Origin of the sequence: Tardiphaga sp. 862_B3_N4_1 (assembly GCF_051811085.1) — a bacterium.
Classification (GTDB): Bacteria; Pseudomonadota; Alphaproteobacteria; order Rhizobiales; family Xanthobacteraceae; genus Tardiphaga; species Tardiphaga robiniae.
Genome location: NZ_JBPWQB010000001.1, coordinates 2,560,676 through 2,584,302 on the forward strand (window position 1 = coordinate 2,560,676; position 23,627 = coordinate 2,584,302).

26 protein-coding genes are annotated in these 23,627 nt (G+C 62.0%); 12 read left to right on the forward strand and 14 right to left on the reverse strand.

The window, feature by feature from the left end:
- The first annotated feature begins 77 nt into the window (after positions 1 to 77).
- Positions 78 to 539 carry a ClpXP protease specificity-enhancing factor SspB gene (locus tag AB8B02_RS12085; protein ID WP_439064021.1) on the forward strand — a complete coding sequence of 154 codons (462 nt, stop codon included), beginning with the start codon at positions 78 to 80 and terminating at the stop codon, positions 537 to 539.
- A 5-nt stretch (positions 540 to 544) separates the two neighbouring features.
- Here the strand turns inward: AB8B02_RS12085 and AB8B02_RS12090 are convergent, their stop codons facing one another.
- From AB8B02_RS12090 to AB8B02_RS12105, 4 genes are all read right to left on the reverse strand, one after another.
- A complete protein-coding gene (locus tag AB8B02_RS12090) occupies positions 545 to 1,396 on the reverse strand; it encodes a tetratricopeptide repeat protein (RefSeq protein ID WP_439064022.1) in 852 nt (283 codons plus the stop codon).
- 81 nt (positions 1,397 to 1,477) lie between these two features.
- On the reverse strand, positions 1,478 to 2,185 hold the full coding sequence (locus AB8B02_RS12095; protein WP_439064023.1) for a GrlR family regulatory protein: 708 nt from the start codon (positions 2,183 to 2,185) through the stop codon (positions 1,478 to 1,480).
- Positions 2,186 to 2,379: 194 nt separating this feature from the next.
- On the reverse strand, positions 2,380 to 5,610 hold the full coding sequence (locus AB8B02_RS12100; RefSeq protein ID WP_439064024.1) for an efflux RND transporter permease subunit: 3,231 nt from the start codon (positions 5,608 to 5,610) through the stop codon (positions 2,380 to 2,382).
- A 126-nt stretch (positions 5,611 to 5,736) separates the two neighbouring features.
- A complete protein-coding gene (locus AB8B02_RS12105; protein WP_093758336.1) occupies positions 5,737 to 6,945 on the reverse strand; it encodes an efflux RND transporter periplasmic adaptor subunit in 1,209 nt (402 codons plus the stop codon).
- A 198-nt stretch (positions 6,946 to 7,143) separates the two neighbouring features.
- Between AB8B02_RS12105 and AB8B02_RS12110 the strand changes: the two genes are divergently transcribed.
- From AB8B02_RS12110 to fabG, 4 genes are all read left to right on the forward strand, one after another.
- Positions 7,144 to 7,731, forward strand: a complete 588-nt coding sequence (locus AB8B02_RS12110) for a TetR/AcrR family transcriptional regulator (protein ID WP_068736841.1) — start codon at positions 7,144 to 7,146, stop codon at positions 7,729 to 7,731.
- A gap of 223 nt (positions 7,732 to 7,954) precedes the next feature.
- Positions 7,955 to 9,103, forward strand: coding sequence for an MFS transporter (locus AB8B02_RS12115; protein WP_439064025.1), 1,149 nt, complete (start codon positions 7,955 to 7,957; stop codon positions 9,101 to 9,103).
- 46 nt (positions 9,104 to 9,149) lie between these two features.
- Positions 9,150 to 10,367, forward strand: coding sequence for a multidrug effflux MFS transporter (locus tag AB8B02_RS12120; protein WP_439064026.1), 1,218 nt, complete (start codon positions 9,150 to 9,152; stop codon positions 10,365 to 10,367).
- Between the two features lie 12 nt (positions 10,368 to 10,379).
- Positions 10,380 to 11,060, forward strand: coding sequence for a 3-oxoacyl-ACP reductase FabG (gene fabG, locus AB8B02_RS12125; protein WP_439064027.1), 681 nt, complete (start codon positions 10,380 to 10,382; stop codon positions 11,058 to 11,060).
- A 141-nt stretch (positions 11,061 to 11,201) separates the two neighbouring features.
- Here the strand turns inward: fabG and AB8B02_RS12130 are convergent, their stop codons facing one another.
- Together AB8B02_RS12130 and AB8B02_RS12135 are read right to left on the reverse strand one after the other, a co-directional pair.
- Positions 11,202 to 13,307 carry a DEAD/DEAH box helicase gene (locus AB8B02_RS12130; protein ID WP_439064028.1) on the reverse strand — a complete coding sequence of 702 codons (2,106 nt, stop codon included), beginning with the start codon at positions 13,305 to 13,307 and terminating at the stop codon, positions 11,202 to 11,204.
- 264 nt (positions 13,308 to 13,571) lie between these two features.
- Positions 13,572 to 14,051, reverse strand: coding sequence for an MgtC/SapB family protein (locus tag AB8B02_RS12135; protein WP_093758331.1), 480 nt, complete (start codon positions 14,049 to 14,051; stop codon positions 13,572 to 13,574).
- Positions 14,052 to 14,179: 128 nt separating this feature from the next.
- Between AB8B02_RS12135 and AB8B02_RS12140 the strand changes: the two genes are divergently transcribed.
- Both AB8B02_RS12140 and AB8B02_RS12145 read left to right on the forward strand, forming a co-directional pair.
- Positions 14,180 to 14,863, forward strand: coding sequence for a DUF2161 domain-containing phosphodiesterase (locus tag AB8B02_RS12140; RefSeq protein ID WP_439064029.1), 684 nt, complete (start codon positions 14,180 to 14,182; stop codon positions 14,861 to 14,863).
- 126 nt (positions 14,864 to 14,989) lie between these two features.
- Entirely contained in the window at positions 14,990 to 15,289 is a 300-nt protein-coding gene (locus AB8B02_RS12145; protein ID WP_089263988.1) for a hypothetical protein, read from the forward strand.
- Between the two features lie 89 nt (positions 15,290 to 15,378).
- Here the strand turns inward: AB8B02_RS12145 and AB8B02_RS12150 are convergent, their stop codons facing one another.
- Complete coding sequence (locus tag AB8B02_RS12150) at positions 15,379 to 16,011, reverse strand: GNAT family N-acetyltransferase (RefSeq protein ID WP_309945721.1); 633 nt, start codon at positions 16,009 to 16,011, stop codon at positions 15,379 to 15,381.
- Positions 16,012 to 16,184: 173 nt separating this feature from the next.
- Entirely contained in the window at positions 16,185 to 16,583 is a 399-nt protein-coding gene (locus AB8B02_RS12155; protein ID WP_093759062.1) for a PaaI family thioesterase, read from the reverse strand.
- Positions 16,584 to 16,696: 113 nt separating this feature from the next.
- Between AB8B02_RS12155 and AB8B02_RS12160 the strand changes: the two genes are divergently transcribed.
- Positions 16,697 to 17,479, forward strand: coding sequence for a cobalamin-binding protein (locus AB8B02_RS12160; RefSeq protein WP_439064030.1), 783 nt, complete (start codon positions 16,697 to 16,699; stop codon positions 17,477 to 17,479).
- Positions 17,480 to 17,520: 41 nt separating this feature from the next.
- Here the strand turns inward: AB8B02_RS12160 and AB8B02_RS12165 are convergent, their stop codons facing one another.
- Positions 17,521 to 18,228 (reverse strand): pyridoxamine 5'-phosphate oxidase family protein, encoded by a 708-nt coding sequence (locus tag AB8B02_RS12165; RefSeq protein WP_439064634.1) that lies wholly within the window; start codon positions 18,226 to 18,228, stop codon positions 17,521 to 17,523.
- A 118-nt stretch (positions 18,229 to 18,346) separates the two neighbouring features.
- On the opposite strand from AB8B02_RS12165, the gene AB8B02_RS12170 reads away from it, so the two are divergent.
- The 3 genes from AB8B02_RS12170 to AB8B02_RS12180 all read left to right on the forward strand — a co-directional run bounded on the left by AB8B02_RS12170 (position 18,347) and on the right by AB8B02_RS12180 (position 20,374).
- A complete protein-coding gene (locus tag AB8B02_RS12170; protein ID WP_439064031.1) occupies positions 18,347 to 19,840 on the forward strand; it encodes a PLP-dependent aminotransferase family protein in 1,494 nt (497 codons plus the stop codon).
- A 122-nt stretch (positions 19,841 to 19,962) separates the two neighbouring features.
- The gene (locus AB8B02_RS12175; RefSeq protein ID WP_165826841.1) at positions 19,963 to 20,115 is read left to right on the forward strand and encodes a hypothetical protein; all 153 of its coding nucleotides are present in this window, start codon (positions 19,963 to 19,965) and stop codon (positions 20,113 to 20,115) included.
- Positions 20,116 to 20,128: 13 nt separating this feature from the next.
- Positions 20,129 to 20,374, forward strand: coding sequence for a DUF6719 family protein (locus AB8B02_RS12180; RefSeq protein WP_439064032.1), 246 nt, complete (start codon positions 20,129 to 20,131; stop codon positions 20,372 to 20,374).
- A 15-nt stretch (positions 20,375 to 20,389) separates the two neighbouring features.
- Here the strand turns inward: AB8B02_RS12180 and AB8B02_RS12185 are convergent, their stop codons facing one another.
- The 4 genes from AB8B02_RS12185 to AB8B02_RS12200 all read right to left on the reverse strand — a co-directional run bounded on the left by AB8B02_RS12185 (position 20,390) and on the right by AB8B02_RS12200 (position 22,446).
- On the reverse strand, positions 20,390 to 21,226 hold the full coding sequence (locus AB8B02_RS12185; RefSeq protein WP_439064033.1) for an SDR family NAD(P)-dependent oxidoreductase: 837 nt from the start codon (positions 21,224 to 21,226) through the stop codon (positions 20,390 to 20,392).
- The gene (locus tag AB8B02_RS12190; RefSeq protein ID WP_439064635.1) at positions 21,226 to 21,639 is read right to left on the reverse strand and encodes a nuclear transport factor 2 family protein; all 414 of its coding nucleotides are present in this window, start codon (positions 21,637 to 21,639) and stop codon (positions 21,226 to 21,228) included. The genes AB8B02_RS12185 and AB8B02_RS12190 overlap by 1 nt, the downstream gene beginning before the upstream one ends.
- A 211-nt stretch (positions 21,640 to 21,850) precedes the next feature.
- A complete protein-coding gene (locus AB8B02_RS12195) occupies positions 21,851 to 22,237 on the reverse strand; it encodes a hypothetical protein (RefSeq protein WP_439064034.1) in 387 nt (128 codons plus the stop codon).
- 47 nt (positions 22,238 to 22,284) lie between these two features.
- Complete coding sequence (locus tag AB8B02_RS12200) at positions 22,285 to 22,446, reverse strand: hypothetical protein (RefSeq protein WP_175366113.1); 162 nt, start codon at positions 22,444 to 22,446, stop codon at positions 22,285 to 22,287.
- A gap of 333 nt (positions 22,447 to 22,779) precedes the next feature.
- Between AB8B02_RS12200 and AB8B02_RS12205 the strand changes: the two genes are divergently transcribed.
- Positions 22,780 to 23,025 (forward strand): hypothetical protein, encoded by a 246-nt coding sequence (locus AB8B02_RS12205; protein ID WP_439064035.1) that lies wholly within the window; start codon positions 22,780 to 22,782, stop codon positions 23,023 to 23,025.
- A gap of 36 nt (positions 23,026 to 23,061) precedes the next feature.
- On the opposite strand, the gene AB8B02_RS12210 is transcribed toward AB8B02_RS12205, so the two are convergent.
- Complete coding sequence (locus AB8B02_RS12210; protein ID WP_439064636.1) at positions 23,062 to 23,577, reverse strand: CreA family protein; 516 nt, start codon at positions 23,575 to 23,577, stop codon at positions 23,062 to 23,064.
- Between the last annotated feature and the right edge of the window lie 50 nt (positions 23,578 to 23,627).

Below are 23,627 nucleotides of genomic sequence, written 5' to 3' on the forward strand. Positions count from 1 at the left end.
ATGGTTGCGGAAATATGCGGCAGAAAATCGCTGTCGCAGCCCCATGAACCCGCCCGCTGCCGCCGCGACAAAGGATCATGACACCATCCTTGCCTCGCGACCTCCGCACCCTCGCCGTTGCCATGATGATGCTGGCCGCGCTCACATCACACGCGGCAGCACAACAGCCCTGCACCACCGCCCCGCTCGCACAATATGCCGAGGTGAGATCCACGCTTGCCGACGTCGCCAGATGCGGTCTGCGCGGCCGGCACTATTACGAGATCACGTTCAGGACCTCGTTCGACGGCGTCATCGTGCTCGATGCCCAGCGCGCCAAATATCCCGAAGAGATGACGTTCGTGCTGCAGCACCAGTTCGAACGACTGAACGTCACCGCGGATCGCTTCAGCGTCAACCTGTGGTTCAAGGGGATCAAGTCGCGCGTCACGGTGCCGTTCAACGCCGTCACCTATTTCGTTGATCCGTCGGTGAATGACCGGCGCGAATTCGACGTGGGTACGCCGGCGCGCGCCTGCGACAGACCGCAGTCAGGCTAGGCTGATCAGAAGCACATATTGCTGACCACGTTGCCGCGCTTGTCCTTGAGCACATAAGGGCACTTGATGCGTTCCAGCGCCTTCTTCGCATCGTCGTCGCCGAGCGCTGCGGCCTTCTCATAATAGGCCTTCGCGGCATCCTTATCCGACGCACCACCGCGGCCGCTTTGCGCGAACGCGCCCATGCGCTCCAACGCGCCCGCATGGTTCTGTGCTGCCGCCTTCTCGAACAGGCTGCGTGCCGCAACATCGTCTTTCGCGCCGCCGATGCCTTCCGACAGCATCATGCCGAGCTGATATTGCGCCTCGGCATTGGTCTCCGCGGATTTCGCCAGCAATTGCCGTGCACGCACCGGGTCTGAACCCGCGCCTGCGCCTCCGGATAGTGCCGCAACATTGCTTACGCCGCGCGGATTGCCGGCTTCAGCCGCACGCTCGAACAGTTTGCGCGCCTGCGCTTCGTCGCGCGCGACGCCGGTTCCGTTGCCATAGGCGACGCCGAGTTCGACCATGGCGGAGGTACTGCCTTTGTCAGCCGCCTTGCGCCATGCCGCGAGCGCCTCAGCTACCTGCGCATTGGCCGCGTAAGCACGCCCGAGCTGGAACATCGCACGGCGCGACCCGCCGGACGCGGTCCGGCAGAATTTGGTGGCGGTGGCAATATCGGCTTTGGCAATATCGGCCACGCCCTTCACATCGGCAGGCTTGTCGGGATCGGCAGGATCGGCCGCGAGGCGATCGCACAGAACCAGATCGGCGGACTGGGCCTGCGCGCGCGTTGGCGCGGACAGCACAGCCAGTCCGGCCGCGACGCCGAGCAACCAGATCAGAGCGGTCGCGCCGATACGCTGGGTCATGGATTTGTCGCCATCTGTGTCATTCGCCGGTGACATTACGGACAGGCGCGCACCCCATCAAGCCGTGCGCCAGCCTGGAACTTACACGGCCTTGCGGATCAGCTTCAGCACTGCCTGCAACCGCAGGCTCCGTTTGCCGGCCAGCGCCGTGGCTTCCAGTTCGGCGCCGGTTTCGTCGCAGGTGCCGGAAAAGCCGATACCGATTTCATGGCCGCCGAAGACCGGGTTCTCGCCCTTTGTCGGCGTGTGCTCCTGATTGAGCATCTCGCCCTTCCAGCGTCCGTCCGCGGAGGAATAGGCGCCGAGATAATAGAAGAACGCGTCTCCGCCGAGGATGCGCCCGTCATGCAGCAGCATCACGCCGTTGAGCCCGCCATCGATGCCGTCAAGTGTGCGCAGATGGATCGAATACAGCCCGTTGGCGATGCCACCCGCACCGATCGGTCCGGCCGGAGGCATCTCGCCGTCATCGATCGTCGTCATGACCGACTCGAATTTCGCACCCGGCATTTGCGGCGACGAACCCTGAAAACGATAGGTGTCGCCATAGGGCCGGCCGATGACGCTGATGGTCGCCACATCCTGGCCGAGCAGCGAGGGATAGTTGGGATCGTTCATGTGGCGGCGGCTCTCGATCTCCGCCACCACCTCGTCACCCCGGAGCTCATAGCTGCCGATATGGGCAAAAGCGGAATTGCCGCCGAGCATGCTGCCATGCTCGACAAACATCACACTGCGACCGACCGCCTCATCAACCCGGTATTCGCATTTGTAGAAGCCCGTCCGCAACCCGTCATTCCCCTGCAGTGCCTTTCGCATTGTAGCGGAAGATGTGCAGTGGAGGAAAGCGCACCCGGCCAATTGGGGGCGATTCCAACAGCCTTGGACGCAGGCTACGCAATTCCTCGCCTTAGAATGGGTCGAAACGGCGCATTCGTGGACCAGCAGCCCTCATCAGGCGTCTCCTTCCCCGGTCCCGGGTGTTACGAATGCGACGTGGCGTGCGGGCGCGATTGTGCTTCGTGCGATCCCGGTGCCAGCGGCGCCGCCTGATCGACCGTCGCTTCGCCATGCTGGGTCAGCGGACGGTTGCCTGCCATGGCGCGCAGCAGCACATAGAACATCGGCGTGAAGAAGATGCCGAAGGCCGTGACGCCAATCATGCCGGCGAACACCGCGACACCCATGGCATGACGCATCTCCGAGCCTGCGCCAGTGGACGTCACCAGCGGCACGACGCCCATGATGAAGGCCAGCGACGTCATCAGGATCGGCCGCAACCGCAGACGGCTGGCCTCGATCGCGGCCTGGATCGGTGTCCGCCCGGCAAATTCCAGCTCGCGGGCAAACTCCACGATCAGGATGGCGTTCTTCGCCGACAGACCCACCAACACGATCAAACCAATCTGGGTGAAGACGTTGTTGTCGCCCTTGGTCAACCAGACGCCGAACATCGCCGCCAGCAAGCCCATCGGCACAATCATGATGATCGACAATGGCAGTGTCAGGCTTTCGTATTGCGCGGCGAGCACCAGGAACACCAGCAGCATCGCCACCGGGAACACGATCAGCGACGAATTGCCGGCGATGATTTCCTGATAGGTCAGTTCAGTCCATTCGAAGTCGATGCCCTTGGGCAGCGTCTCCTTGGCGACACGCGCCACGGCGTCCTGCGCCTGGCCGGTGGAATAGCCGGGCGCCGCGCCGCCATTGATGTCGGCCGACAGGAAACCGTTGTAGCGCATGGCGCGCTCCGGCCCTGCACTTTCCTTAACGCGCAGCAGCGTCGAGAGCGGGATCATCTCGTTGCTGTCGGAGCGAACTTTCAACTGGCCAATATCGTCGGCCCGCGCCCGGAATTTGGCGTCAGCCTGGACGCGCACCGAATAGGTGCGACCGAATTTGTTGAAGTCGTTCACATAGAGCGAGCCGAGATAGATCTGCATCGTGTCGAACACCGAGGTAACCGGCACGTTGAGCTGCCGCGCTTTGGTGCGATCGACATCCGCATAGAGCTGCGGCACATTGATCTGATAGCTTGAGAACAGACCGGCCAGCTCCTTCTGCTGCATTGCCTTGCCGATAAAAGCCTTGGTAGCGTCGTTCAGCGCCTCATAGCCGAGACCGGCGCGATCCTCGATCTGCAGCTTGAAGCCACCGATCGTGCCAAGACCCGACACAGGCGGCGGCGGGAACATGGCAATAAAGGCGTCCTGAATGCCGGCAAACTTCTTGTTCAGAGACAACGCAATGGCATTTCCGCTCAGGCTCGGATCCTTGCGTTTGTCAAACGCATCCAGACCGATGAAGACGATGCCGGAGTTGGACGAGTTTGTGAAGCCGTTGATCGACAGGCCCGGAAACTGGATCGAATTCTCGACGCCGGGCTCCTTCTGCGCAATCTCGCCCATGCGACGGATCACCTCTTCGGTACGATCCAGCGTAGCGCCGTCGGGGAGCTGCGCAAACCCGACCAGGTACTGCTTGTCCTGACCGGGCACGAAACCGCCCGGGACTGCGTGGAACAGATAACCGGTGACGCCAATCAGCAGAACGTAGATTCCCATCACCGCCGCGCGGCGCGAGACGACGCGCTTCACGCCGCCGCTATACGCGTCAGAGCTTCTGGCAAAGAAGCGGTTGAAGCGGACGAAAAACCAGCCGAGCGTCTTGTCCATGAAGCGCGTCAACGCATCCTTCGGCGCGTCATGGCCCTTCAGAAGCAGCGCGGCGAGTGCTGGCGACAGTGTCAGTGAGTTGAAGGCGGAGATCACCGTCGAGATCGCCACCGTCAGTGCGAACTGTTTGTAGAACTGCCCGGTCAAGCCGGTGATGAAGGCCAACGGCACGAACACGGCGACCAGCACCAGCGCGATGGCGATGATCGGGCCGGTCACTTCGCGCATGGCCTGATAGGCCGCGCTCTTCGGATCGAGCCCGCGCTCGATATTGCGCTCAACGTTTTCCACCACGACGATGGCGTCGTCGACCACAATGCCGATCGCCAGAACGAGGCCGAACAGCGTCAGCGCATTCACCGAGAAGCCGAACACATGCATCACGGCGAAAGTGCCGACCACCGACACCGGCACAGCGATCAGCGGGATGATCGAGGCTCGCCATGTCTGCAGGAACAGGATGACGACGAGCACCACCAGTGCGATGGCCTCGAGCAGCGTATGGATCACCGCCTCGATCGAGGCGCGAACGAATTGCGTGGGGTCGTAGACGATGTCGTAGGTGACACCGTCCGGCATATTCTCCTTCAGCTCCTTCATGGTCTTGCGGACATTGTCGGAGATCTGGATCGCATTGGAGCCCGGCGACTGGAAGATCGGAACTGCCACTGCGGACTTGTTGTTCAGCAGCGAGCGCAGTGCATAGTCGGCGGCGCCGAGTTCGATACGGGCGATGTCGCGCAGCCGCGTCACCTCGCCATTGTCGCCGTTCTTGACGATGATCTCGCCGAATTCCTCTTCGGTCTGCAGGCGCCCCTGCGCATTGATCGAGAGCTGCAGGTCGAGGCCCGGCTCATTGGGCGAACCGCCCACCTGCCCCGCTGCTGCCTGCACGTTCTGCGCGCGGATCTCACGCACGACATCGCTCGGCGACAGGCCGCGCTCGGCGACCTTCTGCGGATCGAGCCAGACGCGCATGGAGTAGTCGCCCGAGCCGAACAGCTGCACCTGACCGACGCCTTCGATGCGCGCGAGGCGGTCCTTCACGTTGAGCACCGCGTAGTTGCGCAGATAGGTCATGTCATAGCGGTCATTCGGCGACAGCAGATGCACGACCATGGTGAGGTCTGGCGCGCTCTTGATCGTCGTCACGCCCAGCGCGCGCACTTCCGCCGGCAAGCGCGGCTCGGCCTGCGAGACGCGGTTCTGCACCAGTTGCTGCGCCTTGTCGGGATCGGTGCCAAGGCGGAAGGTGACGTTGAGCGTCATCCTGCCGTCGGTGGTCGCCTGGCTGCTCATATAAAGCATGTTCTCGACGCCATTGATCTGCTCTTCGATAGGCGTCGAGACCGTTTCCGCAATCACCTTTGGATTGGCGCCGGGATAATTCGCTGTCACCACCACGGTCGGCGGCGCGACTTCCGGATATTCGGAGATCGGCAGCACCGGCATCGACAACAGGCCGGCGAGAAAAATCACCGTCGACAACACGCCGGCAAAGATCGGACGATCAATAAAGAATTTTGAAAAGTTCATGGCGCTATTCCGTGATGATCCAGACCTGCGGGGTACAAGGGCCCCGCGCGGCCGATCGCTCGACCTCGATGACGTGCTGTGTATTAGGAAGAGCGCCCTGCCCGCCTGCGGACAGGGCGGTCGTTATCAGTTCTGCGCGACGGCCTTAATCGAGACGAGAGACGCGGCGTTCATCGCCACCATCTCCGGCTTGATGGTCACACCCGGCCGCACGCGCTGAAGTCCGTTGACGACGATCCGTTCACCGGCTTTGAGGCCGTTGAGGATCACGCGCATGCCATCAACCGAGGGCCCCAGGATCACTTCGCGATATTGCGCCTTGTCCTTGGCATCGACCACCATGACGAACTTCTTATTCTGGTCGGTGCCAACTGCCCGCTCGCTAATCAGCAGCGTCTGTTCTGCCTTCGGCTGACCCATTGTGAGCCGCGCGAACTGGCCGGGCATCAAGCGACCATCGGCATTGTCGAACATCGCACGCACCCGCACCGTGCCGCTGCGCGGATCGACCTGATTATCGATGAACTGCATGCGGCCCTTCACCGGTGCGCTATCAGTGACGGTGGTCATGTGAACCGGGATGCGGTCGATATCGCCCGGCGTCTTCTCGTCTGCCAGCGTCTTCAGCGCGCGCGACACCACCTGTTCGTCGGCATTGAAGCTTGCATAGATCGGATTGACCGAGACCAGCGTCGTCAGCAGCGGCGCGGACGGGCCGGCCGAAATCAGGTTGCCGACGGTGATCTCCACCTTGCCGACCCGGCCCGCGACCGGCGCGCGCACTTCAGTGTAGCTGAGATTGAGCTCGGCGGTCTTGAGCGCGGCTTCTGCAGCCTTGAGGTTGGCTTCGGCCTCACGATACGCATTGATACGATTGTCGAGGTCGCGCTGGGTGATGCTGGAGCTGGTCAGTTGCTGACCGCGGTCGAAATCGGCCTTAGTCAGGATCAGGCGCGCCCGCGACGCGGACACCTGTCCCTGGGCACGATCGACGTCGGCGGCGTAGAGCGCCGGATCGATCAGCACCAGAAGGTCGTCCTTCTTGACCAGCGCGCCTTCGCGAAAGTGGATCTCCTGAACGGCGCCTGCGACGCGGGAGCGAATCTCCACGCGCTCAATTGCCTCAAGGCGGCCCGAGAACTCGTCCGAAGGCGCCGTGGCCTTGGCTTCCACCAGGGCAACCGAAGCCTGAACAGCAGCGGGAACAACCGCACCGGACTCGGCTTGAGCTGCAACGCTGGACAGATTCATCAGCGCCGCACCGCCGCCAACGGCGACCGCTACCAACGCGATTCCGGCGCCAAAAGCGATCTTGCGAGGGAGATTATGTGCCATTGTGAACCCATTTAATCTGCGTGGGCCTTGTAAAGCCCTGTCATTTCAGTAGCTAAGCTGTACATTCCGCGTCTGGCCGGTCCCGCCGGGCATCTCGCTGCAACGCACACATTCGTAACGTCCGGTATAGATGGACTATCGACATCCACTGTCAAGAGACTTATCTACTGAACGGTAGAAAACTTTGGAGGGCCCGTCGTGGCACTGGGACGTCCTCGTGAATTCGATACCGACACGGCCCTCGACCTCGCGCTGCATGTGTTCTGGCGCAAGGGTTACGAAGGCGCGTCGATGGCCGACCTCACCGAAGCCATGGGCATCACCAAGCCCAGTCTCTATGCAGCGTTTGGCAACAAGGAAGATCTGTTCCGCAAGGCGCTGGATCGCTACGTCGATGGCCCCGGCGGCTATTTCCGCACCGGCCTGGAGAAGGCCACGGCCCGCGAAGCGGTCGAACATATCCTCTACGAATCCGTTGAGGCGGTGACTGATCCCAGGAATCCCGGTTGTCTCGCGGTCCAGGGCGCCCTCTGCTGCGGTGATGCCGCGGAGACGATCAAGCAGGAACTGATGGCGCGTCGCTCGAAGAGCGAGGACGATCTGCGCCTTCGCTTCACACGCGCCCTCGCCGAAGGCGATCTGCCAGCCGACGCGGATGCCGGCGATCTCGCGCGCTACGTGTCTGCCATCTTGCAGGGCATGGCCGTGCAAGCCGCAGGCGGCGCACCGCGCGAGCAATTGCGAAAACTCGCCGACATGGCCATGCGCAGCTGGCCTCCGGTCTGAGCCGTCCGCCTGCATTTGCGCTGAAGTCGCACAGTCGGCCTGTTGTCCGCCGACAGCCGCTCCATCGAAACGCCTCTCGACAGTTTGATGACCGAGGCGCGCAATGCTGCCTCCCCCGCGAGGCGGTCGCCAAATCGCTGAGGTCGTGGCACATCTCCTGATATTGCATCGCAATATTTCCGCTCAGGAGATACCCATCCGACTATCCCTTCCTATTCTCGCATTGGCTGCTGCATCTTTCGGCATCGGCACGACCGAGTTCGTCATCATGGGCCTGCTGCCCGACGTCGCGCGCAGCCTGTCGGTGACCATCCCGCAAGCCGGCTATCTCGTGTCGGGTTATGCATTGGGCGTCGTGATCGGCGCACCCATCGTGGCAATGGCGACCGCAGGCATCCCGCGCAAGACTGCTCTCCTGGTTCTGATGGTGCTGTTCACGATCGGTAATCTCGGCTGCGCCCTCGCGCCGGATTACTGGTTGCTGATGACCGCACGCGTGGTCACTGCCTTTGCCCATGGCGCGTTCTTCGGAATTGGCGCCGTCGTTGCCAGCAATCTGGTGCCACGTGAGCAGCGCACGCGAGCGGTGTCGTTGATGTTCGCCGGCCTTACGCTGGCCAATGTGCTCAGTGTGCCATTCGGCACAGCTCTGGGACAGTCCGCCGGATGGCGTGCGACATTCTGGGCGGTCGTGGTGATCGGTATCGTTGCGTTCCTCGCGATCACGCGTTTCGTTCCATCGGGCATGCCGGGCACACGCGGCGGACTGGCGAAAGAGTTTCGCGCCTTGGGCCGCTGGCCGGTGCTGCTGCCGATGCTGATCTCGACCATGGCTTCAGTCAGCATGTTCAGCCTCTTCACCTACATCACGCCGCTGCTCGAAGAGGTCACCGGCCTCACGCCGCATGGCGTCACCGGCGCACTGCTGGCGATCGGCGTCGGCCTCACCATCGGCAATCTGATCGGTGGCCGCCTCGCCGACCGCAACCTGCTCTTGACCATCATCGGTGCATTCATCTGTCTCGTCATCGTGCTCGGCGCACTTGCGCTTGTGGTGCACATGACGCTTCCGACCCTGGTGCTACTGATCCTGTGGGGCGGTATCGCCTTCGCGCTGGTCTCGCCGCTGCAGATCTGGGTGGTCGATGCCGCCACGGATGCGCCAAACCTCGCCTCGACCCTGAACCAGGGCGCGTTCAATCTCGGCAATGCCACCGGCGCATGGATCGGCGGCGTGGCGCTGAATGCCGGCATGCATTATGCGCAGCTTCCGCTGCTCGCAGCGCTCGTTGCCATGGTCGGGCTTGGGCTCACGCTGAGCAGTCTCATTGACCGCCGGATCTTGCCGGCGCAAATCAGTCCGGCAGAATAGCGCCGCGACCGCATAAACACTTTTTCGCATTTTCAAGGAATCGATTTTGGCCCTCAGGCGCGACAGTTTCGCCTTCACCGCCTTTCTGGGCACATTGACCGCATTGCCACCGCTTTCGATCGACATGGGATTGCCGGGCCTTCCGGCGATCGAGGCGAGTTTCGCCGACGCCGCAGGACGCGGGCCGCTGACGCTCAGCCTGTTCCTGGCGGGCTTTGCGATTTCGCCGCTGATCTGCGGCCCCCTCGCAGACCGCTTCGGGCGCCGCGCAACCTTGCTGGATGGACTGCTGCTGTTCTCGATCGCGGCGGGCGCCTGCGCGCTCGCGCCATCCTTCACCGTGCTGCTCGTGTTTCGATTGCTGCAGGGCCTCGCTGCAGGCGCCTGCGCCATCCTGCCCTTCGCCATCGTGCGCGACCTGTTCGAACACGGCACGGCGCGCCACAAGCTGTCGCAAATCGCCGCCGTACTCGGCATCGCGCCGATGATCGCGCCGGTGCTGGGCGGCTGGGTGATGACCGTCAGTGACTGGCGAACGATCTATGCGGTGCAGGCCGCCGTCGGCCTGATCCTGCTGATCGTCGGCGCCATCAGCCTCGACGAATCCCAGCCCGTCGAGAAACGCCGCTCGCTCAACCCTAAGCAATTGCTCGAGAGCTACCGCATGGTGCTGTCCGATCGCATCTTCGTCGGCTTCTCCCTGCTCTACGCCTTCGCCTTTGCCTGCATGTTCGCCTTCATCTCGGGCGCGCCATCCGTGTTGATCGGCAGCCTCGGTCTCTCCACCACGATGTTTGCGCTGCTGTTCGGACTGACCTCCTGCGGCGTGCTGGTTGCCTCGCTGATCAGCGGAAGCCTGAGCCGCCGCCATGTGGCCTCACGCCAGATCATCATGGCCGGTCTGCTGCTGATGATCGCCAGCGCCGTTGCAGCCGTCGCTTTGGTGCCTGCCGGCGCCATCACGACGCTGTCGTTGATGCCGCTGATGGCGCTCACGATCTTTTCCTTCGGCCTGCTTGCACCGAGCACCAACCACGAAGCCTTGCAGAACCTGTCGCATGTGGCAGGTGCGGCAGCCGGCGTGATGCGATGTATGCAAATGGTCATGGGCGCCTTCGCCAGCGCCATGATCGCGGTGTTCGAACCGTTCGGGCATCCGGTGCTGGTGATGACCGGCCTGATGGCCGGCATGGCGCTCGCCGCCGGCGCGATCTATCTGTGGCTATTACCCAGGGCCAATTCCGGGCAGGATCATCGCGCGTAACAGGAGTTCCCCATGAACGGAAAGATCATCGTCATCACCGGAGCGTCCGGTGCGCTGGGTCAGGTCGTGCTCGAACGCGCCGTTAAGAGCGGTGCAACCATTGCCGCCATCGACCATTCCGCCAAGACGCCGGCCTCAACGCCAGATCGCTTGCAGATCGGCGGCGTCGACCTCTCCGATGCCGCGCAAGCCGACGCCGCCATCGCTGCAGTGGTCAAACAATTCGGCAAGATCGACGTGCTGATCAATATCGCCGGCGCATTCACCTTCGAGAATATTGCCGACGGTAACAACAAGAGCTGGGAGACGATGCATCGGCTCAACCTGCTCACGGCTCTCAATGCCTCGCGCGCGGCAATCCCGCATCTGACGTCGTCGAAGGCCGGACGGATCATCAATATCGGTGCGATGGGTGCGCTACAGGCCGGCGCCGGCATGGGGCCTTACGCCGCCTCGAAGGCTGGCGTGCATCGGCTGACGGAAACGCTCGCCGCCGAGCTGAAGGGCAAGGTCACGGTCAATGCCGTATTGCCGTCGACGATCGACACAGCCGCGAACCGCCGCGATATGCCCAATGCCGATTTTTCAAAGTGGGTCACGCCGGACGAACTCGCCAGCGTGATCCTGTTCCTGGCGAGCGATGCGGCGAGTGCGTTGACCGGCGCGCTGCTGCCGGTAAGCGGACGGGTTTAGCCACTATTTGTCCCACGCTCCGCCCTCATCCTGAGGAGCGGCCGCTTGGCCGCGTCTCGAAGGATGATTGCATATCACCAACTCATGGTTCGAGACGCGCGCTAAAGTAGCGCGCTCCTCACCATGAGGTCGGAGCCCAGACTACCCGGCGTTGCCCCAGATCTTTTTCTTCTTGCCGAAAGCCGGCTTGGCAGCTGGCGCACCGCCATCGCGCTTGGCCTTGGCGACGTAGGGCGGCTTGTCCGCGCGTGGTTTCTTTTCGAACTTCGGCTTGCCTTCGTAACGCGTGTCTTCGCTGCGGGGCTTTGCATAAGCCGGCTTGTCGGCGCGCACCGGATCGTATTTCGGCTTGCCGTCGAACTTGGGCTTGCCTTCATACTTCGGCTTGTCGTCGAAACGCGGTTTGCCCTCGTAGCGCGGCTTGTCGCCCTGGTAAGGCTTGTCGCTCTTCGGCTTGTCCTTCCAGGACTTCTCCTTATAGGCACCCTTGTCCTTGAAGTCCGGACGGTCGCCATCGGATCTGAAGCTGGGCTTGCGCGGGCGCTTGTTGGAATAGTCGCGATCTTCCGGCGCCGTGCGGCTCGATGCGACCGCGCCTTCCGGACCGTTAGCTAGCGGCTCGATGTGGATATTGTCTTCCTTGTCCGGACGCTTGATCATGGTCGCGAACTTCTCAGCCGCGGCTGCCGAAATCTCGAATTCCGAATTGCCGTCATAGATCTTGATCGCGCCGATATCGGCCTTCTCGATGCCGCCGCGACGGCAGATCATCGGCAGCAACCAACGCGCTTCGGCATTCTTCTGCCGGCCGATGGCGACGCGGAACCACTTGGCGCCCTCGCCCATCGGTTCGCTCTTCTTCGGGGTCTTGCGGACCGGAGCGCCTTCTTCGTCCCGGCGACGGCTGCCGGGGCGATCCTCGCGACCGCGGAACGTGCCGGGATCCTGCACATCTTCCGGCGACGGCAGACGCGAACGATACAGCCGCGCCAGCGCCGCTGCGATCTCCTCGGCCGAACGCTCGGCGAGCATCGCGCGCGCCAGCGTCAGATCGTCCTCGGTGGACTCTTCAGTGAACAACGTATCCTGCAGCATGCGCTGCTGATCGAGCACGCGGATTTCCTCGACGGTCGGCGCTGATCCCCAGACGGCATCCGTGCCAGCGAGATTGAGCAGCATCTCGGCGCGGCGACGGCGCGATGGTGGCACCAAGAGAACACTGACGCCCTTGCGGCCGGCACGGCCAGTACGACCCGAGCGATGCTGCATCACTTCCGGATCGTTCGGCAGGTCGGAGTGAATGACGAGACCGAGATTGGGCAAATCGATACCGCGCGCAGCCACGTCGGTGGCGACGCAAACCCGTGCGCGACCATCGCGCAGCGCCTGCAGCGCGTGAGTACGCTCGTTCTGGGACAGTTCGCCCGACAGAGCGACAACCGAGAAGCCGCGCTCCAGCAGAACGGTCTGCAGATGGTTCACCGCATTGCGGGTGTTGCAGAACACGATGCTGCTCGGCGATTCAAAATAGCGGAGCACGTTGACGACAGCGTGTTCGACGTCGTTCGGCGAAATCCGGATCGCACGATATTCGATGTCGGAGTGGCCACCTTCGGTGCCAGCGACTTCGACGCGGAACGCCTGCTGCTGATACTGCTTGGCCAGATTGGCGATGCCGCGCGGCAACGTTGCCGAGAACAGCAGCGTACGGCGGGATGCCGGCGTGGTCTTGAGGATGAACTCCATGTCCTCGCGAAAGCCCATGTCGAGCATTTCGTCGGCTTCATCGAGTACCACGGCCTTCAGTTCGGAGACGTCGAGGCGGTTGCGACGCAGATGGTCGCATAGACGGCCGGGCGTACCGACGACGATATGCGCGCCTGCGGCCAACTCGCGCTGCTCCTTGCGTGGATCCATACCACCGACGCAGGAAACGACGCGTGCGCCGGCATATTGATAGAGCCAGGTCAGTTCGCCATGCACCTGCAGCGCGAGTTCGCGCGTCGGTGCGACGATCAGCGCCAGCGGCGATCCAGCCTTCGGCAGCTTCTCCGCGCCTTCGAGCAGATTTTCGGCGATCGCCAGACCATAAGCGACGGTCTTGCCGGAGCCAGTCTGCGCAGACACGAGAAGATCACGACCGACAGCATCGTCAGCGAGGACGGCGGCCTGGACGGGGGTGGATTCATTGTAGTTGCGCTCAGCCAACGCGCGGGCGAGCGACGGACCAGTCGAGAGAAATGACACAGATGTAAACCTTGGTTGCAGCGGACCGCGTCGCGGTCGGACTCATTGAGATCCACGGGATCAATACTTGGGACCAAACGGAAACGAATCTGCCGCCCTTCAGTTGGCGGTCACGTCGGGTCCAGGAGTCCGGTGCGTATCGGGATCGACGGAGCTTTACGCTGCTTCGCAGCAAAAGGCCAATCATTGCTGCCATGTGCCGGCGAAATCGGGCGAATTGAGGTTAACCCTCACAGAATTGCGCCAGCACCGGTATTTTGTCGCTCAAATTTCGCTGGGAGGCTTTTTAACGTCCTCTTCCGTCTTTGGCCCCTCCTGCTTGAAAGGTACCAGGAGCCAAAGAGTCAGGAAGGTGAACAGCGAGATGACGACCGCCACGTCATAGGCGCCGAGGCCCACGGCAGCGCCAGTTGCGCCGGTTGCCCACAGACTGGCTGCAGTGGCGGTACCACGCACCGAGCCGTTGTCTTTCAAAATGGCGCCGCCGCCGATAAATCCCATGCCGGTCATCAGGCCTTCGATGATACGCGCCGTGCCTTCGGGATGACCGTTCAGAAACCCCTCGGTCGCCTGGACGATGCCGCAAGTGGCAAGCGCCACCAGCGGAAAGGTCCGCAGCCCGGCGCTGCGCTCGGCGCGCTCGCGATTCCAGCCGATGGGCAGCGCCAGAACATAGGCGATCGACATGGCGATCAGATGCGGCAACAGACGAAAGCTGTCCGACATTTCCAGAAGGGTCTTCACCGCGGGTCTCCGATCGCACAGGGATAAGGCGCCTCGGGTGTCGCCGCGGGCCAACCCGGATAAACTCGGCCGGTGAGTCGCGGTTGCAGCGGCGCATCGTCTCATGGACCTCGGCTTGGACGTTCGATTTGGAAACTTCGCTCTACCTTCCGGTGAAACACTTCCTTGAAGGCCTTGGCTTTTCGGTCAAAGGCGAGATTGGCGGTTGCGATCTCGTGGCCCTGAATGGTGATGATCCGCCGATCGTCGTGATCGGCGAGCTCAAGCTCAGCTTCAATCTCGAATTGATCCTGCAGGCCGTCGATCGCGCTAGCGCTAGCGATGAAGTCTGGGTGGCGGCCAAGCTTTCGATCAAGGGCAAGGGCCGTGAAAGCGATGCGCGCTACCGCAACCTCTGCCGCCGACTTGGCTTCGGGATGTTGGGAATCACCGATGCCGGCGGCGTCGAGGTTCTGGTCGCGCCTGCCACTGTCGCGCCCCGACGCAATCCGAAGAAGCGTTCACGCCTCATCACCGAGCACAAGAAGCGCCAAGGCGATCCTGCGCTGGGTGGGAGCACCCGCGCACCGATCATGACGGCCTATCGCCAGCAGGCGCTGGCCTGCGCTGCGATGCTTGTCGTCGGTCCGCGCAAGGTGCGCGAGCTCACGCCTGATTATCCGGACGCGCAGAAGATCCTGCATCGCAACGTCTATGGCTGGTTCGAAAGTCCCGCGCGCGGCACCTACGCGCTCACCGATGCCGGCCACGCGGCGCTGAAACGCTGGCCGCAACCCCAACGGGATACCGCCCCGCCATCCGCTTTGTCGTAAAGCTACTGACCAAACTCTTTCTCGTGTTCCGGGAACAAGTTTGCATGGCTGCTTTGTCGCGGTAATTCCATATTGCAATGCAACAACTGCTCGCTTAGGTATCGCAAATCAACACTGAGGCGAGCGATGAGCGAAGACTGGAACACGAAATATGGAACGCGGCGCGTACGGCGCGATCCCCCGACCCTGGAAGAAGCCATCTTCGCCGCGATGGGTATCACCGAGGACCTCGATCAGCAGGCGGAGATCGCCGCCTCGCTGATGGGCATGCCGTTCGACGCCGTGCAGGCTGAAGTGAAGAAGGCCAATCGTTCGACCGGCACGCTGCGCGTGACCCGCGTTATCGCAGGCGAGCAAGGTGCTCAGCGTTCGGTGGTCGTGGAACGTCGCGTGACGCGCAAATTCGGTAACGACAAGCGCATCTGATTTTGAGGGCGCTCACAGCCCTCCCCGCAGTCGCAAAAAAGGCCTCGTTCACCACGAGGCCTTTTTCTTTGTCGCGATAGTTTCTTGGCTCAGGACGATTTGCCCCAGCCGGCGAGCTTCAACCACAGACCCCAGTAAGCCCGGTTATAGTCGGCCACCGCGCGCGCCACATCGAGCGCCGAGGTCTTGGGCTGCGGCGCGACACCAGCGCCCATGGGATCGCGCAGGTCTATAACTCCCGTGGATTCGCCGTGCCGGAACGACAGGTGCGCACCAAACTTGTTGGCCAGTGCACGCATCGCATCGTTCTGCGCGCCGGTGGTGATGCGCAGCTTCGTATAGCCCATCGACTGCGCCTTCGCGATCAGCTTCGTGAACAGGATGCTGCCAACGCCCTTGCGGCGCACGATGGCTTCAACGCTGAAGGCAATCTCGGGCAGCGAGTCCGGCGACAGGTCGGCTTGATGCAATTCGGCGGCGCCGCGCACGATGCCATCCTCGAAGTAAACGAGAATGACGGTGCCGGTATTGACGGACTTCTCGGCGTAACGTGCGACCCATTCGTCGTCGAGCGAACCGTTGAAACGATCGCGGCGGCTCTCGCGATCCAGTCTCAAGAGATGTTCGCGGAACAGCGGCAGCTCGCGGGCTGCAAGGACACGCACATGTCCGCGGGCCGGAGCCCGAGTCGAAATGGCAATGGTGGTGGCTGCGTCTAACATGGTCAAAATCCTCAAGTTGCCCTCGAGGAAAGCGTCGATTCCCTAGACACCCTATATTGTGCGACGCACCATGAAATTCAAGGGCGTAGATGCCGCACCTGCCAGCACCCACTGCAAGTGAGCCATGCAATTATCCAGCATTAACAAAACCTTAAGCGCGACACACCACCGCCTTACAGCACCAGTTGGGTCTGCGTCACGACGCCCACCAGCTTGCCCTCTTCGGTCTCGATTCGGGTCTGCCATACCTGCGTTCTGCGCCCCCGATGAACCGGCGTTGCGATCGCGCGCACGGTGCTTCCTGCTTTCGCCCCGCCTGTGAAATTGGTCTTACTCTCGATGGTCGTCGTTCCCTTGGCGCCCTCCGGCAGATTGATGACCGTCGCCGCCGCACCAACCGCATCGGCGAGCGCCATCACCGCGCCGCCATGGATCGTATGGCCGAGTGTGCACAGGTCCTCGCGCACCAGCATCGTGGCAACGACGCGCTCCAGGTCGGCGTCGGTAAAGGTCACACCCATCGAGACGGAAAACGGCATCGCGAGGCTGTGGATCTTGTCGAGCGGCGTCATGCTGGCCTCAACTCCCTGGGGTTTGTCTTGCCCATCATCATGCGGGCTTGATGAAATTTCACGACACAACACCCTGCCGTGACAAGCTCTTTGTTAACAGGCATATCGACGTCATGCGCCACTTCCCGCCACGCCGGATCGTCTGCCTTACGGAAGAGACCGTGGAGACGCTGTATCTACTCGGCGAGCAGGATCGCATCGTCGGCGTTTCCGGCTATGCGGTGCGGCCGCCGCAGGTGCGGCGCGAGAAGCCGCGGGTGTCCGCGTTCATCTCAGCCGATGTGCCGAAGATCCTCGCACTCGATCCTGACCTTGTGCTGTGCTTCTCCGATCTGCAGGCTGAAATCGCCGCAGACCTGACGCGCGCTGGCATCGCCGTTCATGTATTCAACCAGCGCGACATCGCCGGCATTCTGGCGATGATCCGCACGCTCGGCGCGATGGTGGACGCCAGCGAACGCGCAAATCAGCTCGCAACGCGCTTGGAGCTGCGACTTTCCAGCGTCAATGCTGCAGCAAACTTGCGGCAAAACAAGCCGCGCGTCTATTTCGAGGAATGGGACGAGCCGCTGATTACCGGGATCGGCTGGGTGTCCGAACTGATCGAGATCGCCGGCGGCGAAGACGCTTTTCCGCAGCTTCGACATCAGAAGGCAGCGAAGGATCGCATCGTCATGCCTGCCGACGTGATTGCCGCGGCCCCCGATGTGATCCTCGCTTCGTGGTGCGGCAAGAAAGTCGTGCCCGATAAAATCCGGCAGCGACCGGGCTGGAACACGATTCCTGCCGTGCGCGACAATCGCATCGTCGAAATCAAATCGCCGCTGATCCTGCAGCCAGGACCAGCAGCGTTGACGGACGGACTCGACGCGATCGTCGCGGCGCTGTGGCCGTAACCGGCACGAGCACCGACGCCGTCATCTGCGATGCTCGCCCCTTACCCCTTCGGGAATTGCAGAAAATAGGCATCTGTCAGCGCATCTTCGAGCAGCCGGCCTTCCGAATATGCTTGCAAGGATGCAGGCCGTTCGACGCCGGGCAACAACCGCGGACACGGCTCCGGCGCACCGATCACCGTCCTCACCGGAATGCGCTCGGCATAGATCGGCAGTTCGTAATCCTCCTCATCGTCAGCCACGCCCTTGGCGCGAATTTTTGCCGACGCCTCCTCGATCTCCATGGCGATGAAGGACGTCGCCTTCATCTCCTGTGCCGTGGTCTCGCGCAGACTTGCCGTACGATCCGGAAAGAAACGGTCGACCATGGCGATGCCAGCCTGCTCCTTCTCGTCGGGATCGGTGACGAGATAAGCGTTTCCGAATGCCATCACCGCACGGTAGTCCGCTGAATGATTGAAGCCGCAACGTGCCAGCACGAGGCTGTCGAGAAAGGCCACCGTGAGACAGACCCGTTGCTGCGCGTTCTGGTTCTTCAGCATGCGGCTCGCGCTACTGCCGTGCCAGTACAGTTTCGTGCCTTCGCGCCAGAAGAAGGTCGGCGTGCAATAGGGCTGCCCGTCGATCACGTAGGACACATGGCACATCATCGATGCGTCCAGAATTTGATGCACGGTCTCGTGGTCATAGAAGCCGCGGTCATGGCGTCGCTTCACGCGATTGCGCGCCGTGAGCGGATATGACGCGATGTCTGCGTTCGTCGGTTCATCGGTCTTCAGTTCGGCTGTGGTCACGGCAATTCCCCGTCAATTGGAAGCGTTCGAATGTGTTGTACCGCCACATTTGGTCTGCGATAGTGCCAATTCCATGCGAAAAATTCCGACCAATTCAGCGAAGCCAATTTCGAAGCCCGAGCTGCCGCTCGATCTCACGGGCGCGCATATCACCGAAGGATCGTCCTCGCAGGATCGGCTCTATCAGGCGCTGTGTCATGCCATCACCGGCGGCGTCGCCAAGCCCGGCGAAGCTTTGCCGCCGTCCCGTATTCTCGCCAAGCAAACCGGCATTCAGCGCAACGCCGTCACCAATGCCTATGAGCGGCTGATCGCCGATGGCTTTGCCATTGCACGCGTCGGCTCCGGCACTTTCGTCGCCGCGCGTATCCCGACGCGGAGCAGCAGCAAGCCGACAAAGACCCTCGCCATCGACGCACCGCAGCGGGGCACGCTCGCGCTCGGCTGCACGCATATCGACGAACACGCGCTGCGCCGCTTTCGCGCATTCGCCGGCCGCCGCCTGCGCGCATTCGGCAGCGAGCATCTGCATTACGGCGATCCGCGCGGCAGCTTTGAGCTGCGCACCGCCATCGCCAATCATCTTCTGTCAGCGCGCGGGCTGCGCTGCGATCCCGATCAGATCATGCTGACATCGGGCACACAGCATGGGCTGCGCATCGTGCTCAGTGCTATCCTCAAGCCAGGCGAACAGATCTGGTGCGAAGACCCCGGCTATCCTGCCGCTCGAAAGTCGATTGAACATTGCGGCGCGCGGCCGGTGTCGGTCCCGGTCGATGACTTCGGCCTGATCGTCGCCAGGGGCCGTGCCACGGCGCCATCTGCGCGCGCGGCCTATGTCACGCCCTCGCATCAATTTCCACTCGGCGTGCAAATGGCGATGCCGCGGCGTCTTGAATTGCTCGACTGGGCGAAGGACGCCGGCGCATGGATATTCGAAGACGATTACGACAGCGAGTTTCGCTATGACGGCGCGCCGTTGCTGTCGCTCGCCGGCATCGATCACCTGCAACGCGTGATCTATATGGGCACGTTTGCCAAGACTCTGTTTCCCGGTCTGCGCATCGGCTACTGCGCCCTGCCCGAACGCCTGATTGGCCCGGTCACGACGGCGCGCGCGGCGATGGACCGCTTTCCCGGCACATTGATGGAAGGCGCCGTCGCCGACATGTTGAACTCCGGCGCCTTCGCAGCCAACCTGCGCAAGATGCGGAACATCTATCGCGAGGCGCGCGACGCTCTGGCGACGACGTTGACGGATGCGTCGGACGGGCAACTGACCGTGCCGGTGCCGTCACAGGGCCTGCATCTGGTGGCGAAGTTCGCGCCCGCGACGTCGCTTGAGATCGCCGCAGAGGCCAAGGCTGCGGCCGGCGTCGAGGGCTGGTTGCTGGCTGACACCTATCTGCGTGCCCGCCCTGCGCCGGGCTTCGTGCTCGGCTTCGCCGGCCATCCCATTCGTCAACTTGTCGCATCGGCGGAAAAACTGGCGAAAGCCTCAGCGGCGAGTTTGCGCGCGCACCGCAAGCCTGCGGCAAAGACGCGTGGAACCCGCGCGGGGGGCTAAAACTTAAGGCTGGCTGGCACTCAGTGCCGGCGATCGCTGCGCTTCTAGAATCGGATGCGCCTCCCTACAATCCAGGCAGACAGAATGCCCAGCAGGCAGATCTGCCGCCCAACGGAGACCTCATGTCCGGCAATCGCAACGTGCTCTATCTGATCATCGGCGCGCTGATCGTCGGCATCGGCGTGCTCGGCTACAATCTCTACCAGACCAAGAAAGAACCCAGCGGGCTGCAGATCAATGTCGGCCCCGACGGCCTCAAGATCCAGAACAAGTAATAAAGGTCGCACAATGCGCTCGGCAATTTGGCTATCAGGAATTCTGGCTTCGCTTGCGTTGACGACGCCGGCGCTGGCGATCGATCAGGTCAACCGCGAACAGGACATTGTTGATGTCCGCCTCGGCCAGCGCATTCTGGTCGATGACGGCTCTTGCCCCACCGGCCAGATCAAGGAAGTGTCCGGCACGACGCTGACCACGTCCGGTGTGACGCGTGTTCGCAAATGCGTTCCCCGCGCGGGTACCAAGACGCGCTAGTCCAAGAGATGCTCATCAATGCCGCAGTGGCTCGCTTGGCGGCACCGGTGAACCGGTCTGGCCCACACTCGCACCGCCATCGATCGCCAGCGTAATCCCCGTGATCCAGCGCGCCTCGTCGCTGGCAAGAAACAGAACACCATACCCGATATCCCAGCCGGTCCCTTCGGTACCCAGCAGTGTGCCCGCTGCGCGCGCCTTGCGCATCTCATCGCTCATGCCACGCGACGCCACCATCGGCGTATAGACCGTGCCGGGAGCGATGCAGTTGACGCGAATGCCGTCGCGGCCGTGATGTGCCGCCATCGCTCTGGTGAGGCCGATCACCGCCGATTTCGACGTTGGATACAACAAGCTCGGATGGCCACCACGCAGGCCGGCGATCGACGTCAGGTTGATGATCGAGCCGCCGCCGGATTTCATCATTTCCGGAATCGCATACTTCGCCATCAGCATCATTGAGGCAACGTTGATACGCATGGCGCCGTCCCAGGCGCGGTCGTCGACCTCGATGGCGTCGCCGCGCGGCCCGGTGAGGCCAACATTGTTGACGAGGATATCAAGACGGCCAAAGCCTTCGACGGTGCGTTCGACGATCGCCTCGCATGACGCGCGATCACTGACATCGCCGTCATAGATCTGCGTGATGCCGCCCTCCACAGCGATCAATCGCGCGGTTTCTTCGGCAGCGTCTACGTCGGTGTCGACCAACGCGACGCGCGCACCGTGCCGTGCAAGTAGCACCGCCGCGGCACGTCCGTTGCCAATGCCATCGCCGCGGGAACCCGCGCCGGTGATAATGGCAACCTTGCCTTTCAATCGATCGTCACGCTGGGGCCGGGCCATATCCATCAGAACATGCCGTTGCTGTTTGCGGACTTTTCCGGGATCGGTTGAACGGCATCCCAATGCTCGACGATCTTGCCATTCTCAAGCTTGAAGATGTCGATGATCGCGTTGCCGCGCGTGCCCTTTTCGCGCACGGCATGGACATGCAGGATCACATAATCACCGTCGGCGAAGACCTGCTTGATCTCGCTATGCGAGTCCGGGAATTTCTCCCGCAGGAAACCAATAAAGCCTTTGAAGCCCTCGATGCCGTCAGCCGCATTGGGATTGTGCTGAACGTAACGCGGACCGAAATATTTGGATGCCGCCTCGAAGTCCTTTTGGTTGAGGCCCTTCTCATAGAATTCGACGACGGTTTTCTTGTTGGTGTCCTGGGTGCTGGCATCTGCGGCCAACGCCGCGCTGGACAGAAACATTGACACACAGGCGAAGCCGATCGAAACAAATCGCATAAAAAATCCCTCGGTTCCCACCAATTCAATTAGTAGCGAATCCACCCACCTAACGGTGGTGTAGCAAAACGCTATCATCGGCAGTAACGGGATGACGAGAGGGAAAGACAGAAATCCGCGATCATTTTGGCGCGACGACGCAGCGCAAAAAGATCACGCGAACTAACTGAGTGGTTCAATCCAGCGGCGCCGGATCATACATGCATTGCAGGGTCGGCTTCGCGATCTGCGTGAAGGTCGCGCTGATCATCGACTGCTTGGATGCCGGGATCCAGTCCTTCTCGATGGCAGGCACGCCGCGCTCGCTAATGCCCCGCAGCAGTGCCTCGCGCAAATCGACGTCTTCCACCGTTGCTACAGCATGGTCATGCAGGCAGCCGCACACTTCTTCTGGATGCGCCCATCGCCCGACCATATGCGGCGAGCACAGGCGGACGAATTCGCCGCGCTGGTCCGGCAATTTCCGCCACGACCAGATCTGCGCCTGCGCTGCACTTCCCGTGATGGAACTTGCAAGGGTGGCAGCGACAACAATGGCGGTCAGAACACGTGGTCGGGTCATTTCAAAACTTTTCTTGTTGTTTCTCGGTTGTCTACCCGCGATCGAAATCAGCGTACGTAGGCCACAACCATCGGCGCAGCAGCACTGATCGCGGGCGAACCGGTAAAGGCGAACGTACCGATACCGGGTAGGTTACCATCGGTGGAACCGGCCATCGACGGGCCGGCCAGGATGAAGGCGAAAGCGAGGATGAAGCTGATGGTGCGCATCTGACGTCTCCAGTTCGGCAGCGCTTCCCGCCGCGTCGTTGGCAAATGGATAACCAATGGCGGTTTCGGCACGTCTGCGACCCAAGAGGAAAATGGTTTCGTCTGCCTGCTCAATTGTTTCGTCGCGCCCATCCGACGACACAATCCGGGCGGTTACTATGCGAACGGCTCGAAAAGAACGCCTTGGAAAGGATGTCTCGAAAGTTCGTCTGGCTGTCGCACGCCCTTAACAAAACTGAACCTAAACGCGGCTAAAGCGACTTCAGGAGAGCGTATGCAACCTTTTCAGGCGACTGCGCGTTTCTGTTCACTTGGAAGAGAAGGAATGCAGTCGTGGGAACTGGCAACAACGACGTTGGCAAGGATACCCCGATCAGCGCCCCCGGACGGCCACTGATCTCCACGGTACACGCGCGCGCTAAATGCCAAGGCGCCATGTCGCAGCAGGGCTACGGCTCGCACGGCAACGAGTGCTATCCGCAGCAGCTGGTCCAGCTCGTGGGCTATCGTGACCCGCAGCCGCAGCAGTCATGGGACCGCTTGCGCACGAAACGCGTCATCACCCACTCCGTTGAATAGCGAAGCACAGCTAAGTTCTAGCGGCCAATAGCTCGCTTATTTGATGAAGTCGCCGCATTTCTGCACGGCGGCGTCTGACTGCCCCCAGGGCATGATCGGAACTGATGACGTCGAGTTCTTCGGCGAACCCTCGATGATCCGGTCCGAATACACCATGTAAACCAGCACGTTTCGCTTGGCGTCGCAGCCGCGGACGATTTGCATTTTCTTGAAGAAAAGGCTGCGGCGCTGACGGAACATGTCCTCGCCCTGATCGCTCTTGGCCTTGAACGTGATGGGACCGATCTGCCGGCACGCGAGCGAGATGTCCGAGACTTCTTCGGCCAGACCGAGCCAGCCCTTGAAGCCGCCTTTTTCCGGCACCGTGAAGTGACAGGCCACGCCGTCGACTTCGGGGTCGTCGACGCCATAGGTCGCCAGCTTGTCGTTCGGACTGAGCCATTTGAACACGGTGGAGCGCCGAAAGATCAGATCCGGCTCGTCCGCAGCGTGTGCCGGGACAATTGCCAACGCCGCGAATGCCGAAAGCGCCAGGACGCCGCGCCGCAACATCTTGGTGAGCCCGCCAGATCCATTAAACGTCATGCAACTCTCCGTGACCG

Coding starts and splice junctions, on each gene's coding strand:
- AB8B02_RS12085 (WP_439064021.1), top strand. CDS start 78: ATGACACCATCCTTGCCTCGCGACCTCCGCACCCTCGCCGTTGCCATG.
- AB8B02_RS12090 (WP_439064022.1), bottom strand. CDS start 1,396: ATGACCCAGCGTATCGGCGCGACCGCTCTGATCTGGTTGCTCGGCGTC.
- AB8B02_RS12100 (WP_439064024.1), bottom strand. CDS start 5,610: ATGAACTTTTCAAAATTCTTTATTGATCGTCCGATCTTTGCCGGCGTG.
- AB8B02_RS12105 (WP_093758336.1), bottom strand. CDS start 6,945: ATGGCACATAATCTCCCTCGCAAGATCGCTTTTGGCGCCGGAATCGCG.
- fabG (WP_439064027.1), top strand. CDS start 10,380: ATGAACGGAAAGATCATCGTCATCACCGGAGCGTCCGGTGCGCTGGGT.
- AB8B02_RS12145 (WP_089263988.1), top strand. CDS start 14,990: ATGAGCGAAGACTGGAACACGAAATATGGAACGCGGCGCGTACGGCGC.
- AB8B02_RS12150 (WP_309945721.1), bottom strand. CDS start 16,011: ATGTTAGACGCAGCCACCACCATTGCCATTTCGACTCGGGCTCCGGCC.
- AB8B02_RS12155 (WP_093759062.1), bottom strand. CDS start 16,583: ATGACGCCGCTCGACAAGATCCACAGCCTCGCGATGCCGTTTTCCGTC.
- AB8B02_RS12160 (WP_439064030.1), top strand. CDS start 16,697: ATGCGCCACTTCCCGCCACGCCGGATCGTCTGCCTTACGGAAGAGACC.
- AB8B02_RS12170 (WP_439064031.1), top strand. CDS start 18,347: ATGCGAAAAATTCCGACCAATTCAGCGAAGCCAATTTCGAAGCCCGAG.
- AB8B02_RS12175 (WP_165826841.1), top strand. CDS start 19,963: ATGTCCGGCAATCGCAACGTGCTCTATCTGATCATCGGCGCGCTGATC.
- AB8B02_RS12180 (WP_439064032.1), top strand. CDS start 20,129: ATGCGCTCGGCAATTTGGCTATCAGGAATTCTGGCTTCGCTTGCGTTG.
- AB8B02_RS12185 (WP_439064033.1), bottom strand. CDS start 21,226: ATGGATATGGCCCGGCCCCAGCGTGACGATCGATTGAAAGGCAAGGTT.
- AB8B02_RS12190 (WP_439064635.1), bottom strand. CDS start 21,639: ATGTTTCTGTCCAGCGCGGCGTTGGCCGCAGATGCCAGCACCCAGGAC.
- AB8B02_RS12195 (WP_439064034.1), bottom strand. CDS start 22,237: ATGACCCGACCACGTGTTCTGACCGCCATTGTTGTCGCTGCCACCCTT.
- AB8B02_RS12200 (WP_175366113.1), bottom strand. CDS start 22,446: ATGCGCACCATCAGCTTCATCCTCGCTTTCGCCTTCATCCTGGCCGGC.
- AB8B02_RS12210 (WP_439064636.1), bottom strand. CDS start 23,577: ATGTTGCGGCGCGGCGTCCTGGCGCTTTCGGCATTCGCGGCGTTGGCA.